The organism is Algibacter amylolyticus, from assembly GCF_014202225.1.
Classification (GTDB): Bacteria; Bacteroidota; Bacteroidia; order Flavobacteriales; family Flavobacteriaceae; genus Algibacter_B; species Algibacter_B amylolyticus.
The window spans coordinates 25,871-43,221 of record NZ_JACHGE010000001.1 but is presented as its reverse complement, the minus strand read 5'-3'; the positions used below and the strand labels follow the sequence as shown (position 1 = coordinate 43,221).

The window sequence follows — 17,351 nt, the reverse complement described above, 5'->3', positions numbered from 1 at the left end:
TCATTGTCTTGTGCGTATAACAACTTAAGTACTTTAGATGTTAGTTTTAATCCGGTTTTGTCGACATTGTATTGTGTTGTTAATAATTTGGATAATTTAAATCTTCGTTCTAATGTCGCTTTAACATATTTAAACTGTGGATATAATAAAATAGCTAGTTTAGATGTTAGTTCTAACAAGGCTTTAATAGATTTAAATTGTCATTCGAATTTAATTAAAAATTTAGATTTAAGTAATAATAAAAGTTTGGAGTTATTGAATTGTGGCGTTAATCAACTAAATTTTTTGGATATTAGAAACGGTAACAATTCTATAATACATGAATTTCGGGCAGAGAGTAATCCTGATTTAAAGTGCATATTTGTCGATGATTTAGTATATAGTTATAACAATTGGGCCGATGTCGTCGATGATAATTCAGTATTTGTAAATAACGAGACAGAATGTAATGCTTTAATTATTGCTAATAATTCTTTTAATTTGAAATTGTCAGTTGTTCCAAACCCAAGTACTAATTTTTCTAAAATAGATTTAGGGTCTAAATATGCTAATGTTAAAGTTGTGGTATTTGATTCTTTAGGTAGGTCTATTAATGAATTTAGTTTTCCTGAAATACAAATCATAAATTTGAATTTAGAAAATTTTAATGTTGGTGTTTATTTTATAAAAATACATGCATTAAACAACGACAAATCAGAAATTTTAAAATTCATTGTTAAATAGTTTTATAAAAAAAGCCTAGTATTTCTACCAGGCTTTTTAAATTCTCTTTTTCATAAAAGAATTGACATCAAGCAAATTAAGCTTGAAAGTGTTTTATTTAATAATTTTTTTCAATAGCATCATTCCACCAAACTTTCCAGCTATTTTTGCTGCGCTTTGAATCCAATTATAAGGCCTTAAGTCATCTTTATAAGCTTCCTTTAAGGTTTTAATTTCTTCAAAGGCAATTTGTCGTTCTAGATTTAGAATTTTTAAATCGCGTTCAATACTTTCTATGTCTTGGTATGTTTTCATTTTAATTAAAAAACTTTTCTGATAATATTTTTACTGTATAATTGTTAATGTGCTTTCTTAAAAAGTACGCTATAAGGGATAAGCATAAAAATAGAATTCCAACAATAACAAATCCTAAGGTATAGCTTTCAAGAGCTTTACCAATTAAAAATGCTAAGGCGATGGCCGAAAAACTTAACCCTATTAACAACAGCCCGCCTATAATAACAATTTTAAAAATTAAACTTGTTGATATAGATAACTGCTGAAATATTTTAAGCTTATAATACTCGTAAGAGGTTTTAAAATACCTCTCACCAACATCGCTAGCCTTAGCATTTGTTTCGCTTATTGAATCTATTAAACTCATAAATTATGATGTTTTTTGTAATTTTTTATTCTTCTCTTTTAAAGCTTTTAGTTTGCTTTCAAGAGTGTTTATTACATCGTCAGCCTTATAACTTGCACTTGAAATTAATGATTCCATTTGCTCATCTAATGTCTGCTTTTTTTCTGTAGCCGTATTTACTACTTGGTCTTTTAACTCGGTAGCCGTTTCGCTAATTTTTTGTTTCGCTAATTGTGCCTCGTCGCTAATACGTTGTCTTGTATTTGCTCCTTTATCTGGTGCGAATAGAATTCCTAAGGTGGCTCCAATTGCTGTACCTGCTAATATTCCTAAAAATGTATTTCCGTTATTACTCATTGTATATTGATTTAAATTAAACATTTATTGATATACCAAATATACGTTTAGAGTGTCGCGGTGGTTGTCTCGTTTAAATTGAATATTGACTGATATGCCTTTATTAACAGATATTTAACTACTGCTTAGGTGGTTTTTAACGTTTTCAATAGTTTTTTTAGAGTTTCCTATAAATATTTGATCGTCAATAATAATTACTGGCCTGCTTAAAAAAGTATAGTGGTCTAAAATATACTGTTTGTAATCACGCTCGGTAAGATTTTGGTTTTTTAAATCCAGTTCTTTATACAGTTTAGCGCGTTTGCTAAATAAAGCTTCATAACTTCCTGATAAGGCTTCCATCTCCTCAACTTGTTTTACCGTAATAGCTTCAGATTTGATGTCTTGTAAAATAAATTCAGAAGGCAAATTGAGCTCCTTTAAAATTCTAGTACAAGTGCTACAGGTTTTTAAATAATATACTTTTTTCATAAATATTGTGTTTTTTCATTGTCTTGAATAAGGAAATCTAAAGAATCTTACCAACAAATAAAAGCAATTACGCCATAAATACTATATTTATCAAAAATTAAATAATATGCAATTTACCTTTGAAGTATTAAATAATATTCGTCCGTTTTTTAAGAAACATATTGAAAACAACTCGCTAGAAGATTTAAATAAAATTCCTGAGGGATTTAATAATAATATTATCTGGAATATTGGGCACGTTATGGTTACCGCTCAATTATTGGCCTATAAGTTATCGGGTCTACCAATGAATGTTAGTGATGAATTAGTGAATAAATATAGAAAAGATAGCAAGCCTGAAGCTGCAGTTTCTCAAGCCGAAGTAGATGAAATTGAAGCATTGCTAGTTTCTACGTTAAAGGATCTTGAGTTGGATTATAAAAATGGTGTGTTTAAAGAATACAATACTTATACGGTTTCTACAACTGGTAATACATTAACAAATATTGATGATGCCTTGCAATTCATTCTTCTTCATGAATCGATGCATTTGGGATACATTTTAGCACTAATAAGAGCTGTTAAAAACTAAATAATGTTCTGCAGCCTTAAACGGGACTGCAAACTCTATTATACCGCTTGAGTACGGTGCAATTTCATAGGTGTTGTAAAGTAAAATAACACCGTCTTCGCTATACCCAATATTTTGCGGTAATATAAATGAATCGATGTCTAGAAGCAGACTTTTATCTATAGTGGCTGTTGTAAAGTACGATTTAGATAGCGTTTTAAAGCCTTCCATGTTGGTAAACAAATCATTGTTTTTTAGGAGTTGGCCAGTTTCAGAATTAAAATTTAAAAAAGAAATAATCAAATTACCATGTGCGCCACCGGTGTTTATATAGCTAGTAATAGCTATGGTGGTTAGCTTTGGTGATTGATACATAACTTCGCCATCTATTTGTGCTTCCCATTGCTCGCCAGTTTCAGGAAAATCATTTTTAAATGCCTTGAATTCTTCAGTGAATGAAGCTATACTCTCTTCTATTGAAGTCGAAGTAATCTCATCGGGATATCCTATGTGTAAAGCTGAAATGATTGCTTTATTAATTTCAGAATTAATTTGATTGGCTACTGCTTCGTTACCGCTAGCTTGCGGAATATTTACTTCAACAATAGTATTATTTTGGGTAGTAATATTAGTCTCTGTAAAAATAGTTTCTGATTCATTTTTGCAACTAAAAAGGATGAAAAGAAAACTAATTAAAATGAGATATTTATTATTGCACATACTTGAAATTTAATCCTAGTTTAAAGATAATTATTGCAATTGAATTAACGCAACTAAAAGATTAAAGTTTTTGGAAAATGTATATTTGAAGCCAAATAGAATATTAGAACCTGCCTAAACTAATTGCTTATTACAGTAAGCTTTAGCTTTTAATCAAGATAGAATATGTAACCTACATTTAGCCACACTAACCAATCGTTATATTTATTAGACTCCAGTTGGTGGTCTAAGCCATCAATATTATCGCCAAAGTAATATTGCCATCTTAGATCGAGCATTAAATCTGATAGTTTGGTTAGTTTGTATCTAACACCAACACTAGAAACTACAGACCATGTGCTTCCTGGAGAGGCATCAACAGAACCGGGTTCCCAGCCCGTGTAAAAGTTAGTAGGGTCGGTAACATCGCCAATAGCTGCGCTATTTGGGTTGGCGTAAGTTGTACTCACTTCAGGTGTAAACGCTGTGTAATGAACCCCTAAACTTACAAAAGGTGCAAATTTATAAGCAAAGCCTTGAAAATCACGAATACTCAAAGGGAAAAACTCAAGCTGTGTACCAATATCAAGATTTTTAGCAACGCCTTTATGGCCTCTTAATTGGTTAGCTTCGATAGTATTTCGAGGAACAACAGATCCATCTGCAGTAGTACGATTGCCTACCCATTTACCTAAGTGTTCTAGATTAGTTTTGTTATATGAAATCTCATTTCTTACTTTAAAATGATCGTTGAAATAAGTATCTGTAGTGTAGCAGTTACAATCTGCACGATATGAAAAGTTAAGGTAATGTACTACTCCAATACCAAACCCTGAATTTCCTATGTTAGTTTTTGAATCTTCACGAACACCATAATCAGATCTAAATTGAAGTGGTCCTGCAATAACACCCAATTCATGAGAAAAGCCTAGTTGAGCATTTGCAGTTTGAAGTAAAAAAAGCAAGCAAAAAACTGAAGCTAAATGTTTCAAGTTAAGCATAAAAGGTTTATTTTTTTGAGGGCATTATTATGAGCAAATATATAAAAACTACCAAAACAAACAAATATTAATATGTTAGTGTATATTGTTCATTTATTTTTGTTGCGAAATTCAAAAAATATCACATATTTTTTTGAAGATAACGTATATTTGTGCTTATATATTACTTTTTCAATAAATTAATGACGTAATAATTATAAATATGAAACAAAATATAGAATCGTTTTTAGACTTAGTTAGGGAAAGAAATGGCCATGAGCCTGAGTTTTTGCAGGCTGTAGAGGAGGTTGCAGAAACAGTAATTCCTTACATCGTAAAGCATGATATTTACTATGGTAAAAATATTTTACTACGAATGGTTGAACCTGAACGACTAATATCTTTTAGAGTATCGTGGGTGGATGATAGTGGAGAGATTCAAGTAAATAGGGGGTATCGTGTGCAGATGAATTCTGCAATAGGCCCTTACAAAGGAGGATTAAGATTTCATCCTACCGTAAATGCTAGCATTTTAAAATTTTTGGCTTTCGAGCAAGTCTTTAAAAACTCTTTAACCACGTTGCCAATGGGTGGTGGAAAAGGAGGTAGCGATTTTGATCCTAAAGGGAAATCGGATAATGAAATTATGCGTTTTTGCCACGCCTTTATGAGTGAATTGTTTAGGTATATTGGTCCAAATACCGATGTTCCTGCAGGAGATATTGGAGTAGGAACTCGAGAAATTGGGTTTTTATTCGGGATGTATAAAAAATTAAAAAATGAGTTTACTGGGGTGTTAACAGGTAAAGGTTTAACATGGGGTGGCTCATTAATTAGACCGGAAGCAACAGGCTACGGTAATGTGTATTTTGCGCAAAAAATGCTTGAAACTAAAAACGATACTATTAAAGGTAAAAGCGTAGTGATTTCGGGTTCAGGTAATGTGGCGCAATATGCTGCCGAAAAAGTATTGCAGTTGGGTGGTAAGGTTTTAACACTTTCAGATTCATCGGGTTATATTTTTGATGAGGACGGTATTGATGCAGATAAATTAGCTTTTGTTATGGATCTGAAAAATGTAAAACGTGGTAGAATAAGTGAGTATTTAGAGTCATACCCTAACGCTAAATTTATAAAAGGAAAAACACCTTGGGGTGAAAAATGCGATGTTGCATTGCCTTGTGCAACTCAAAATGAACTACAAGAAGAAGATGCTAATACGCTTTTAAGCAACGGTTGCATTTGTGTTAGTGAAGGGGCAAATATGCCGTCAACTAAGGAGGCTATTGCAGCTTTCCATAAAGCTAAAATATTATTTGCTCCCGGTAAAGCATCAAATGCTGGAGGCGTAGCAACGTCTGGTTTAGAAATGACACAGAATTCGTTACGATTCAAATGGTCTAGAGAAGAGGTGGATAATAAACTTAAAGATATCATGTCCGATATTCATAAATCATGTTCGGAATATGGTACAGATGATGATGGCTATGTAGATTATGTAAAAGGAGCAAATATTGCTGGGTTTGTAAAAGTGGCCGATGCAATGTTAGCTCAAGGTATAGTTTAGGCTTAAGAGGTCTTATAATTAGAAAGCTTCCTAATGCATTAGGAAGCTTTTTTGTTTAAATCATGTAATTCTCCATAAAAGCTCGATAGTTATAAATATATTTGAAACATAAAGTTTAAGTTTTGGAAAAAATAAATACTAATAATTTCGACTTTTTAAGAGTTGTTTTTGCTTTTACGGTGTGTTTTAGTCATCTTATAGAGTTAAGCCAAGTTGAAATGTTTCAAGATTATATTGGACTTTTTAATACCCGTTTAGCTATTAATGGTTTTTTTGTTATAAGTGGCTTTTTAATTGTTAAAAGCTATGAAAACAGTAAATCTTTAAGGTCTTATTTTATTAAAAGAGTAAGACGTATAATACCTGCTTACCTTTTCGTTATTTTGCTTTGTGCCTTGTTTTTTGCTGTTATTTCAACGTATTCTATTGGCGATTATTTTTTACACAGACAATTTTGGAAGTATCTTATAGCCAATTTAACATTTCAAAATTATATTGAACCTTGTTTGCCAGGAGTTTTTAGTAACAATTATTTATGTGTGGTTAATGGTGCGCTTTGGACTATAAAAATTGAAGAGGCTTTTTATCTATTATTGCCTTTGTTTTATTGGGTAACTAAATCGAAAAAGAATAAAACCCATATTTTTGGTGTTTTTGTTTATTTGCTTTCAATACTATATTTTAATTATTTTGTTTCTGTAGATATGTATCGAATAGCAAAGCAATTACCTGGTGCCTTAGCTTTTTTTATGTGTGGAATTGTACTCTATAAAAACTTCAATTTTTTTATAAAATGGAAACATCACATAATTTTACCTTGTTTGTTTGTGTTTTTTTTAGAGCAATACATATTTAGTATTCATATTTTTAAACCATTAGCTTACAGTTTTATGGTTTTTTATATCGCTTATAATTTTAAATTTTTAAATCATTTTGGAAAATATGGAGATATAACTTATGGTGTGTATATTTATCATTTTCCAATCATTCAAGTATGTGTGTTTTATGGATTGTTTCAGGTCTATAATCCAGTTTTTGTTAGTGTATTTATATTATTGCTAGTTGTTATTTTAGCAACTTTATCTTGGTATTTAATAGAGTTAAGATTTCTGTCTAAAGGCCGAAAGGAAAGGCAAAAAAAATTATTATCTAGCTAAATACATTTAATAAGCTGGCAACTTTAACATTATATGTAACAATCGCATACATTTTATGTGTTTTAAAATATATTATTTTAAGATGAAGTTCGTTAGATGTAATATCTTTGAACATAAATAAATTCAATTTTGAGAAAAATACTTTTTATACTTTTTTGTCTTTCGCCATTTATTCAGTTTGCTCAAAATTATTCCGCGCAATGGGAAGGGCATTTTTCATATTATAATATTACCAAGGTTGTAAAAGGGAACAATAAAATATATGCAGCTTCAGGAAATGCTATTTTTATTGTGGATGTTCAATCTAATAATATGGAAGAGCTTACTACTGTAAATGGGCTTTCGGGTGAAACTATTTCTACAATTTTTTACAGTGAGCTTTATCAGCTATTAGTAATTGGTTATGAAAACGGACTTATTGAAATAGTTTTCGATAATGATGACGATGTTCTATCTGTAGTAGATATAGTTGACAAGCCTGCAATTCCTGCAGATAATAAAACTATTAATCATTTTAATGCTTACCAAAATGTAATATATATATCTACCAATTATGGTATTTCAATATACGATCTTGAACGTTTGGAGTTTGGCGATACTTATTTAATTGGAGATGGAGGGTCTCAAGTTGCCGTAAAACAAACCTCTGTTTTTAATGGAGCTGTATATGCTGCTTGTTTAGATTCTGGTGGAGTAAAGAAGGGGGATATTTCAAGTTTAAATTTAATAGACTATAATAATTGGCAAAGCGTTACGTCTGGTAATTTTATTGGCGTAGTAACAAATGAAGAGAAATTGTATGCGTTGAATTCTAATCGTGTACTATTTGAGGTTGTTAACGATACTTTAAATCAGTTAATTAGGTATGATAACATACCTGTAGAGTTAGAATCCTATAATTCAAATTTGGTTGTAACAACTCAGAATGTTGTTTTTATTTACGATTCAGGTTTTAATTTAACGTCTCAAGTTTCAGTTTTAGAAGATTTTGATACAGGTTTTAATTCATCGGTTCTTGATAGTGAAAACATATATATAGGTAGTTCAGATTTTGGTGTTTTAAAAACAGCGATTAATAATCCCATTGCTTTTGAGGAAATTCATCCAGATGGACCACTTAGAAACGATTTATTTTCTTTAGAATACTATAATAACGATTTATGGTGCGTTTCTGGGGGCTATAACTTTTTTTATAGCTTTGTTGGTGGAGACAGAGTTAGAACAGGAATTAGTCGCTTAAAGAATAATGAGTGGCAAAACATTCCGTACGATTCTATTAATAATGCCATAACTAATCCATATTATTTAACGGCCACATCAATTAACCCTACTAAGCCCAACCAAGTATTTGTAAGTTCGTATTATTCAGGTTTAATAGAATTTGAAGATGCCGAACCTATAGAGTTGTATACTCAAGACAATAGTACTTTAGTGCCCTTTGCAGGTAATTTTAAGCTTACCGCAGCAAGTACTTTTGATGCAAATGGCGTTTTATGGTTAATAAATGGTAGGGTAAAAGAACCTTTAAATAAATATGAAAATGGAAGGTGGACTTCTTACGATTTTTCTGAAGTTATTGCCGTACCTAATAACGAAAATGGATTTAGTAAAATAGTAATTGATGAGTCTACAGGAACAAAATTTATGGGTACCTATGCCAGTGGTTTTATTGGTTTTAATGAAAATAACGGGAACCCACAAATTAGGAAAGTAGAAGGGGAAGATGTAAACATGTCTGATCCATACGTAAGCGCATTGGCTTTAGATAATAGAAATCAGCTATGGATAGGTACTTTAAAGGGTATTCGTGTGCTATATAATGTTTCCAATTTTTTTGGAAATGATGAAATAGAGGTTGATGAAATTATCATTGAAGAAGACGGTATAGCTAAAGAGCTTTTGTTTGAGCAGTTTATAACGGAAATAGAGGTTGATGGCTCAAATAATAAATGGATAGGAACTACGGATGCCGGCTTGTTTTATCTTTCATCAGATGGTCAAGAAACCATCTTTCATTTTACTACCGATAATTCGCCGTTGCCATCAAATAGTATAAGTGATATTGAGATAGATGATAAAAATGGAATAGTTTATATTGCGACAACCAAAGGTTTACTTACGTTTAATTCGGGTGGGTCTTCTGCGCTGCAAGATTTATCAAGCGCATATACTTACCCCAATCCAGTACGACCAGGTTTTAATTTTATTGAAGATAAAGTTAAAATTAAAGATATATCTGAAAATGTAAACATTAAAATTACCGATATTGAAGGTAATCTAGTTGCCGAAGCACAATCTAGAATAAACCAACGATACGGGGGTTATAATTTAGAAATTGATGGAGGAACAGCCTATTGGAACGGTAGAAACCTAGCAAACAATTTGGTAGCTTCTGGTGTTTATTTAATTATGCTTTCAGATTTAGATACCTACGAAACTAAAGTTTTAAAATTAATGGTGGTTAGATAATGCTTATTACTACAAACGCTATTGTTCTATCTAAATTAAAATTTAAAGACAACGATTTAATAGTAAAATGTTATACCCAAGATATTGGCGTGGTTAGTTTTTTATTGCGTGGAGTTTTAAAAAGTAAAAAAGGAAATTCTAAAGTTGCTTACTTTCAATTATTATCTCAAATAGAGATTGTATTTACGCATAAAAATACAAGATCTTTACAAAGTATAAAAGAAACGAAGCTAAATCATATGTATTCGAGCTTGCATACCCATGTGTTAAAAAGTTCTATTGTTATGTTTCTTTCTGAAGTACTATCCAATGTATTACAAGAAGAAGAAGAAAATGAAGTGTTATATAGTTATCTAGAATACTCCCTTTTATGGCTAGATTCGCAAGCCGATTATGCAAATTTTCATTTGTTATTTTTATTAAAACTCACCAAGTATTTAGGCTTCTATCCTGACACTTCTAATATAGATGCACACTACTTTAATTTATATGAAGGGAAGTTTGAATTAAAACCTAGCAATAAGTATGCTATTTCAGGCGAAAATTTAGTGCTGCTTAAACAGTTGTTAGGCATAAAATTTGATGCATTAACTAGTATTAAAATAAATGCAAAACAAAGGCAATCTTTTTTAAGCATGATTTTGCTTTATTTTGAGTTACATTTGGGCACTTTTAAAACCCCTAAATCATTAGCCGTTTTTAATCAAGTTTTTAACTAAACCATGAAGTTTTTTTATTTATCGCTTTGCTTAGTATTTCTTAGTTTAGGTGTTCATTCCCAAAACATAAAAGTTCTTAATAGTCAAACAAAAGAACCGGTTTTTGGGGTGGCTATTTATAACGTAGATAAAACTAAAAGTGTCATTACCAATTTTAATGGTGAAGCTGATTTAGGCGAGTTCAATGACACCGAAACCATTTATTTTAAACACTTATCTCATACGTTAAAAACGATAAATAAGAAGCAAATAGGAAAATTGAACAAAGTGTTTTTAGTTTCCAACACTCAAGGTTTACAGGAAATAGTAATTTCAGCTTCAAAGTTTAAGCAAAATAAAAGAGATATTCCTCAAAAAATTCTTAGTGCTAATGCTAAAAGTATTCAGTTTAATAATCCACAAACTAGTGCCGATTTATTGGAAAACACAGGGCAGGTTTATATTCAAAAAAGTCAATTAGGTGGCGGAAGCCCAATGATTAGAGGTTTCTCTACAAATAGATTATTAATTACTGTTGATGGTGTAAGAATGAATAATGCCATTTTTAGAGGCGGAAATCTTCAAAATGTTATTGCTATCGATCCTTTTGCCATTCAAAATACCGAGGTAACTTTAGGTGCAGGCTCGGTAACTTATGGAAGTGATGCTATTGGTGGTGTAATGAGTTTTTATACGCTTAAACCTAAATTATCTTATACAGATTCTTTAATGTTTAAGGCTAATGCTGTCGTAAGATATGCCTCGGCAAGTAATGAAAGAACAGGGCACTTCGATTTCAATTTAGGCTATAAAAAATGGGCTTTTATTACCAGTGCTAGTTATACCGATTTTGATGATTTAAGAATGGGAAGCCACGGGCCAGAAGATTATTTAAGGCCAGAGTTTGCCGTAGCAACCTCTAGCGGCGATGTTATTATAGAAAATGACAATCCGTTAGTACAAAAATACTCCGGTTACAGTCAGTTTAATGTTATGCAGAAGGCCCATTATGAGCCCTATGAAGACTTAAGTTTCGATTTGGGGCTATATTACTCAACAACGTCTAATATTCCCCGGTACGATCGTTTAATTCGGTATAGAAGTGGTGTGTTGCGTTCTACCGAATGGAACTACGGGCCACAAAATTGGTTCATGTCTAATTTAGAGGTTACCAAACTAAGTAGTAGGTCTAATTTATACGATAAAATAAAGGCCACGGTAGCGTATCAAAATTTTCAGGAGAGTAGGATGGATAGAGATTTTCAATCTACTACGCGTAGTGTTAGTGAAGAGGCGGTTAATGCCTATTCTTTTAATATAGATTTAGAGAAAAAGTTGTCGCCTAAAACAGAGTTTTTCTATGGAGGCGAGTATATTTATAACAAAGTAAAGTCGGTGGGTTACAATCAGGATACCGCAAATAATACCGAGGTTGACGCGGTAACTAGATATCCAAATGGATCGAGTTGGCAATCGGCAGCAGTATATTCAAGCATAAAATATAAACCAAACCCAAAGTTTGTGTTTCAGTCGGGTTTACGTTTTAATTATGTGGTTTCCGAGGCTAATTTCACCGAAAACAATGTCTTTTTAAACCTACCTTTTGATTATGCCAAAAACGAATCGGAAGCCTTAACAGGAACTGCAGGCATTAGTTGGACCCCAAGCCCCAAAATACAATGGAAATTAAATGCATCTTCAGCATTTAGGGCGCCAAACATTGATGATATTGGTAAGGTATTCGATTCCGAACCCGGATCTGTAGTTGTACCAAATAATAATTTAAAATCGGAATACGCTTATGGTAGCGAATTGGGCTTAAAACTTAACTTTAATAACAAGTTAGTTTTGGACATGAGTACTTATTACACATATTTGGATAATGCTTTGGTAAGACGAGACTATAGTTTAAATGGCGAAACCGAAATTTTATATAATGGCGAATTAAGCAATGTACAAGCCATACAAAATGCATCAAAAGCATGGATTTATGGGTTTGAAGTGGGTTTAAAAATGCCTATTACAAATCAGTTGGATTTAACATCGCAGTATTCGGTAATTGGAGGAACAGAAGAGGAGGAGTCTATAGAAGTGCCAATACGCCATGTGGCACCAAACTTTGGGAATACACATTTAACATGGACATCCAACGCTATTAAATTAGACTTTTTTGCAAATTATAATGGCGATTTGTCTTATTACGAGTTAGCACCTTCCGAAATTGAAAAGGATTATATTTATGCCTTAGATGCCAACGGAAATCCTTACAGTCCGTCGTGGTACACCGTAAATTTTAGGGCGCAGTACCAAGTAAATAATGCCATTACTTTAACTACAAGCTTAGAAAATATTACCGACCAGCGTTATAAAACCTATTCTTCGGGAATTGCTGCTGCCGGACGAAACCTAATAGTAGCTTTAAAATATAGCTTATAAAAAAATGCTCTAGCTATAAACTAGAGCATTACATAATTTTATAAATTTTCTGATTTACTTTTTAAACGCCTTTTTGGTTATAATCGCACCGCTAGAAAGTTCTGCTTTAGCGATATAAATACTACCACTACTTAATTGTGATAAATTATAGGTTTCTGAAGTGGTGTTTCCTTTAAATTGATATAATTGACGGCCTAATAAATCAAAAATACGTACGGCTGCTATGTTTTTTGATGCCGTAAATTGAACGTGATCATCGTCCAATTCAACAATTTTTAAGGTATTCGCATCTAATGGATTATTATCGATAGATAATGTAGTATCAGCTTTAAATAGAATTTCAAAACGATCGTTAAACTCTCCAACTTCCGAGGTAAAACTATAATCGGAATCCGATAGGTTATGCACCTTATTTAATACATTATCTTTTAAGTAAATGGTGTTGTTGGCCAAAAAGTCACCTTCTAGTTGTGCTATAGAAAACGTATATAAAGTGGCCACATCAATATTAGTTGCAAATCCAAGGTTTATAATTTCATCTTCTGTTAAGCTATTTATGGCCTTACCTTGAATGGCAAATTTAGTGTTAGACCCTTCAATGGTAGAATATAGAGTTGTGTTAAAATCTGGTGTTAAAAATCGTTTAGCATCGTAGGCTCCATTATCTATTCCGTTGGTTGCGCCATCAACATAGGCTACAAGTATTTGGTTAAATATGCCGTTATCCGAAGTTAAATTTAACCAAAGTCTATTAGCCGTAGCGGTGTTTTGTTTAGCACTAGAGTTTTTGAAAAATTGTGTATTACTAGTGGCATCTGCCATACGCATAACGTTGGTAAAAGTAGCAGGTCCATTGGCTAATCCAGCTATAAAAAATCCTTGTCCTGAAGGGATGTATTGAGAAGGTATTACGCCGCTTGCCCCTTCAATGCCAATACCACCACTTCCAGCGGCATACATGGCGTAATCATTTCTACTAAAATTACTTTGTTCGTTACCTGGATTAGCTCCAGAAGGCGGTGTGGCTTGCGACCAAAAATAGGCAGTACCATCAATAACACCAGAATTTGCAGCATAAAAGGCATCAAAATCGATAGCCGAAGGGTATGGGTTACCAATAAAATTCCAACTAGTACCTGGATTTGTAGCGTTAAATGAAATATTTGTGTCTATATCACCAGTGTTAAATTCACCTTGAAATGATGCAGATCCCGTACCTGGAGCAAAATTTGAAAAAAGTCTAGCCTCTGTAACCGCATAACCAACTCCAGGAAGCATATTTTCGGTCCCGTTTGAAGCTAAGGCATATTGCCATGCGTCTGCATTATCATCAACGTTATCAGCATCTGTATCTACAAAATTAGCAGCATTGAACCAAAAGCGTCTGTCGCCATCTACATCTGGAAATACATTAGTGGTAGTTTCTCCAACAACAGGAGAACTCCAATAAGTATAGTAATACCAATCTGCTTTTGTAGCTGTAGTTTTATTTACACTCGATGTGCCATTATTTGTAAACGTTCCTGCGTTGTCTCGTTGTACAAAGTTTCCTTGGGTTTCAACTACTAAAGTACCATTAATGGTTACATCATTTTCAATTTCTGCAAATGTGCCATTAGCAATGGTAAGTGTTGCTCCAGCATCTACGGTTAAACTACAACCTACAATATCTCCGGTTGTTGTGCTGTAATTACTGCTTATAACCACACTTTTTGTTAAGCTATCCGGCAATCCGCTAGACCATGTTCCTGTGTAAATTGTGGTTGATATACAACAACTAGTAGTATGTGTTCCTATATCAGACCAATCATCAATTACTAATACTACCCATTCACTATTTGTAACAGTTGTTCCCGCAGAAGTTGACCAATTCGTATTTGGATCACAGATGCTATTTTTTCTTACTAAAGTGTGGTTTGCAGTAGCATTTGTAGTTCCGGCAACATCCCATCCCGTTCCAGGGTCAGCACCATCAGTTCCTATCACATCAATTAAAAAAAATGTTCCAGTACCATCATCTTTTGCTAAACCAGTTGCATCATCGCCAGTCCAAATAGCACTTCCACTAATTATATTAGCTGCTGCTAAAATTGTTGGGTCGCTAGATGGATGTGCAATAATATAAACAGATCCATTTGCTAAAGTACCTGATAAACCAAATGTGTTTTCAGGCCAAGTACCACCATTAACTACTCTCCATAATTCGTAATCGGCTAAATCGACATCTGTACCTGTTCCATTAAAAATTTCTATATATTTATTAAAACTACTGCCTTCTCCATATTCAGAAATAATTAAGTCGGACGTTTGCCCAAAACCAAAGTCAAAAGCTAAAAGTAATAATAGTACTAGGGTAATCTTTTTCATAACCGTTAAGTTTTAAAAATCTAAGATTTGGTATTTATAATATTTTTATTCTTAATGTCAATTTAACAATTGTTATTTTTGATGCTTATGCAAACAAAAAAAACATATACGGTACAAGAAGCTACTAGAAAACTAGAGCATTATTGCGCGTATCAAGAACGTTGCCACCAAGAAGTACGTAAAAAGTTAGAATCCTTACACATGATACCCGAGGCTATCGATGTTATAATAGTTCATCTTTTAGAGCATAACTTTCTTAATGAAGAGCGTTTTGCCAAAACATTTGTAAGTGGTAAGTTTAGAATTAAGGCTTGGGGCCGTCGCCGATTAACTTTAGAATTAAAGAAAAAAGACATAAGCAAAGTTAATATAAATCAAGCACTTGCTGAAATTGAAAACACGGAGTATATCGAGGTTTTCAATACCTTAGCCGAGAAAAGGGTTAATTTAATTACAGAACCTAATAATTTTAAGAAAAAGAAAAAATTAATCGATTATCTGTTGTATCGAGGCTGGGAAACTCATTTAGTGTACGAAAAAGCCAGAGAGTTGTTGGGGTAATCTCGTAAAAAAGGCGAATTATGTATAAAACATAATTCGCCTTTTTAATATTTAAAAGTTTAGGACTATAAGTTAAAAACAGCTCCTAAATTAACAGTAAATTGGTTGTGTAAGGTTTCGGCAGCAGTTAAAGTTTCCGATTTGTATTTAGCAAACGGTGTGTTAAATTCTGTGTAAATACCAAAACCATCTGTAAAGAAATAACGTGCTCCTAAATGCCCACCAAAGTTTTTAAGACCTAAGCTTAAACCTGGGTAAATATCAAAATTTTCATCAATATTAATAACGTTTCCTAGGTTAGCGTTAAAACGAAATCTTACATCAAAACGGTTATCGAAATTAGCGTCTAAATCTTCGTTTTCATTGTTTTGTAAAGCATCATCAACACCTAAAAGGTAAGTAGACGATATACCAACAGAAATGTTTTCTCCAATACCGTAATCGTAACTTACATTAATACCAGAACCATTGTCTTGTAAATTTGCACCTACTTGAAATTTGTTGTCACCTTGTCCTTTGTAAGCTTGTGCACTTACAGCCGAAAAACTAAGAATAGTCAATAATAATATTAAATTTTTCATTTTGTTATGTTTATTTTTAAGTTGTAAAATGTAATTCGAACAATAAAATTTTGATTTCATCTAATATTTTAGATGTCCTCATGTCTTGACATGAGCTTTAAATTTAAGTGGGCAAAGATATTACAAGTTTTTTAATATCAAAGGTTTATTTGTAAGTTCTATCTTATTTAGAGTTTGTTTAAAAAGCCCTAAAAACAGGTGTTTTAGCTTTGTAAATGTTTGTTGGTTTTTAAAATGGCTTGTTCGTTTTTCCAGTCTATCCATTTTTGGCCTTTAATACGGCGCATCACATTATCGAAATTGCGCATTATTAAAATGTTATAAACGGCTTTACTAAAGTTTTTTGGGTTTCTGGCAAGTGCTCTTAAACTCATAGAAAACCCAGGTGTAATGTAGCGCATATAGTGCCAATATCCTTCTGGCATGTATAGCATTTCGCCATGTTTAAGTTCGGTTTTGTAACCCTTAGCCTTTTTAAGCATAGGCCATTTTTTAAAATCGGGGTTATTAAAATCTATATCTTCTCTGGTAATTAAGGCATGCGGAATTTTATACAGGAAGTCGTTTTGCTTTTGGTCGAATAAAATAACTTGTTTTTGCCCCTCGAAATGAAAATGAAAAATATTAGCCAAATCAATATCGTAATGCATAAAGGTATGCGAATCCTTACCGCCAAAAAACAGCATAGGTATACCTTTTATAAGCCTAATTCCTAGTTTAGGAAAAGTAAAATCCTTTTGTAGTTGAGGTATTTCCTTTAAGGCATTCCATAAAAAAATACGGTATTTAGTAGGTTCACGCTTTAATAAATCTATATAATCGCGCAGTTTCATTTTGGCATGCGGCTCGTTAAAACCATCTTTATAATCTACCGGTCTGTCGTCGTATAGCGGAATGGTAATATCGCCGCCAACGACCTTCATATACTCTAAATTCCATTTGCTGTATGCCGGCCAATCTTGGGTTAAGCACTCCACTACCACAGGTTTTTGCGGTTTAAAATAGTGCTTTAAAAAATCCGCTTTAGTAATGGTTTTTACACGCGGAATATCCTGTAGGTTTAACGACAAAGTATATTTAGTTTAAGATCGCAAAGTTAACAAAACGATATTA

At 32.6% G+C, this 17,351-nt stretch carries 17 protein-coding genes; 8 read left to right on the top strand and 9 right to left on the bottom strand.

The genetic code is table 11. From position 1 onward, the window contains the following. A partial coding sequence (locus HNQ90_RS00180; RefSeq protein WP_183822279.1) for a T9SS type A sorting domain-containing protein occupies window positions 1-723 on the top strand: 723 nt, incomplete at its 5' end. Window positions 724-816: 93 nt separating this feature from the next. Here the strand turns inward: HNQ90_RS00180 and HNQ90_RS00175 are convergent. The 4 genes from HNQ90_RS00175 to HNQ90_RS00160 all read right to left on the bottom strand — a co-directional run bounded on the left by HNQ90_RS00175 (window position 817) and on the right by HNQ90_RS00160 (window position 2,173). After that, complete coding sequence (locus HNQ90_RS00175; protein WP_144114651.1) at window positions 817-1,017, bottom strand: hypothetical protein; 201 nt, start codon at window positions 1,015-1,017, stop codon at window positions 817-819. 1 nt (window position 1,018) lies between these two features. Continuing rightward, window positions 1,019-1,366 carry a hypothetical protein gene (locus HNQ90_RS00170; RefSeq protein WP_144114650.1) on the bottom strand — a complete coding sequence of 116 codons (348 nt, stop codon included), beginning with the start codon at window positions 1,364-1,366 and terminating at the stop codon, window positions 1,019-1,021. Between the two features lie 3 nt (window positions 1,367-1,369). Then, a complete protein-coding gene (locus HNQ90_RS00165; RefSeq protein WP_144114649.1) occupies window positions 1,370-1,702 on the bottom strand; it encodes a YtxH domain-containing protein in 333 nt (110 codons plus the stop codon). Between the two features lie 114 nt (window positions 1,703-1,816). After that, window positions 1,817-2,173 carry an arsenate reductase family protein gene (locus HNQ90_RS00160; protein WP_144114648.1) on the bottom strand — a complete coding sequence of 119 codons (357 nt, stop codon included), beginning with the start codon at window positions 2,171-2,173 and terminating at the stop codon, window positions 1,817-1,819. Window positions 2,174-2,279: 106 nt separating this feature from the next. Here HNQ90_RS00160 and HNQ90_RS00155 point away from each other — a divergent pair, with 106 nt between their 5' ends. After that, the gene (locus HNQ90_RS00155; protein ID WP_144114647.1) at window positions 2,280-2,744 is read left to right on the top strand and encodes a DinB family protein; all 465 of its coding nucleotides are present in this window, start codon (window positions 2,280-2,282) and stop codon (window positions 2,742-2,744) included. Here the strand turns inward: HNQ90_RS00155 and HNQ90_RS00150 are convergent. After that, window positions 2,721-3,443, bottom strand: a complete 723-nt coding sequence (locus tag HNQ90_RS00150) for a DUF3298 and DUF4163 domain-containing protein (RefSeq protein ID WP_144114646.1) — start codon at window positions 3,441-3,443, stop codon at window positions 2,721-2,723. The two genes, HNQ90_RS00155 and HNQ90_RS00150, sit on opposite strands and share 24 nt — an antisense overlap. A 149-nt stretch (window positions 3,444-3,592) precedes the next feature. Beyond that, complete coding sequence (locus HNQ90_RS00145) at window positions 3,593-4,423, bottom strand: THC0290_0291 family protein (protein ID WP_144114645.1); 831 nt, start codon at window positions 4,421-4,423, stop codon at window positions 3,593-3,595. Between the two features lie 202 nt (window positions 4,424-4,625). Between HNQ90_RS00145 and gdhA the strand changes: the two genes are divergently transcribed. The 5 genes from gdhA to HNQ90_RS00120 all read left to right on the top strand — a co-directional run bounded on the left by gdhA (window position 4,626) and on the right by HNQ90_RS00120 (window position 12,729). Continuing rightward, the gene (gene gdhA, locus HNQ90_RS00140) at window positions 4,626-5,969 is read left to right on the top strand and encodes an NADP-specific glutamate dehydrogenase (RefSeq protein ID WP_144114644.1); all 1,344 of its coding nucleotides are present in this window, start codon (window positions 4,626-4,628) and stop codon (window positions 5,967-5,969) included. 122 nt (window positions 5,970-6,091) lie between these two features. After that, window positions 6,092-7,126: an acyltransferase family protein gene (locus HNQ90_RS00135; RefSeq protein WP_144114643.1), complete on the top strand. Its 1,035-nt coding sequence runs from the start codon at window positions 6,092-6,094 to the stop codon at window positions 7,124-7,126. A 129-nt stretch (window positions 7,127-7,255) separates the two neighbouring features. After that, window positions 7,256-9,595 carry a type IX secretion system anionic LPS delivery protein PorZ gene (gene porZ / locus HNQ90_RS00130; RefSeq protein ID WP_221279697.1) on the top strand — a complete coding sequence of 780 codons (2,340 nt, stop codon included), beginning with the start codon at window positions 7,256-7,258 and terminating at the stop codon, window positions 9,593-9,595. Then, on the top strand, window positions 9,595-10,314 hold the full coding sequence (gene recO / locus HNQ90_RS00125; protein ID WP_144114641.1) for a DNA repair protein RecO: 720 nt from the start codon (window positions 9,595-9,597) through the stop codon (window positions 10,312-10,314). The genes porZ and recO overlap by 1 nt, the downstream gene beginning before the upstream one ends. A gap of 3 nt (window positions 10,315-10,317) precedes the next feature. Next, the gene (locus HNQ90_RS00120; protein WP_144114640.1) at window positions 10,318-12,729 is read left to right on the top strand and encodes a TonB-dependent receptor; all 2,412 of its coding nucleotides are present in this window, start codon (window positions 10,318-10,320) and stop codon (window positions 12,727-12,729) included. Between the two features lie 54 nt (window positions 12,730-12,783). On the opposite strand, the gene HNQ90_RS00115 is transcribed toward HNQ90_RS00120, so the two are convergent. Then, a complete protein-coding gene (locus HNQ90_RS00115) occupies window positions 12,784-15,096 on the bottom strand; it encodes a lamin tail domain-containing protein (protein ID WP_144114639.1) in 2,313 nt (770 codons plus the stop codon). Window positions 15,097-15,183: 87 nt separating this feature from the next. Here HNQ90_RS00115 and HNQ90_RS00110 point away from each other — a divergent pair, with 87 nt between their 5' ends. After that, window positions 15,184-15,657 carry a regulatory protein RecX gene (locus HNQ90_RS00110; protein ID WP_172625788.1) on the top strand — a complete coding sequence of 158 codons (474 nt, stop codon included), beginning with the start codon at window positions 15,184-15,186 and terminating at the stop codon, window positions 15,655-15,657. 65 nt (window positions 15,658-15,722) lie between these two features. Here HNQ90_RS00110 and HNQ90_RS00105 read toward each other — a convergent pair whose 3' ends face one another. Together HNQ90_RS00105 and HNQ90_RS00100 are read right to left on the bottom strand one after the other, a co-directional pair. Further along, window positions 15,723-16,238, bottom strand: coding sequence for a DUF6646 family protein (locus HNQ90_RS00105; RefSeq protein ID WP_144114637.1), 516 nt, complete (start codon window positions 16,236-16,238; stop codon window positions 15,723-15,725). A 203-nt stretch (window positions 16,239-16,441) separates the two neighbouring features. Next, window positions 16,442-17,308: a cupin-like domain-containing protein gene (locus tag HNQ90_RS00100; RefSeq protein WP_144114636.1), complete on the bottom strand. Its 867-nt coding sequence runs from the start codon at window positions 17,306-17,308 to the stop codon at window positions 16,442-16,444. Window positions 17,309-17,351 lie beyond the last annotated feature (43 nt).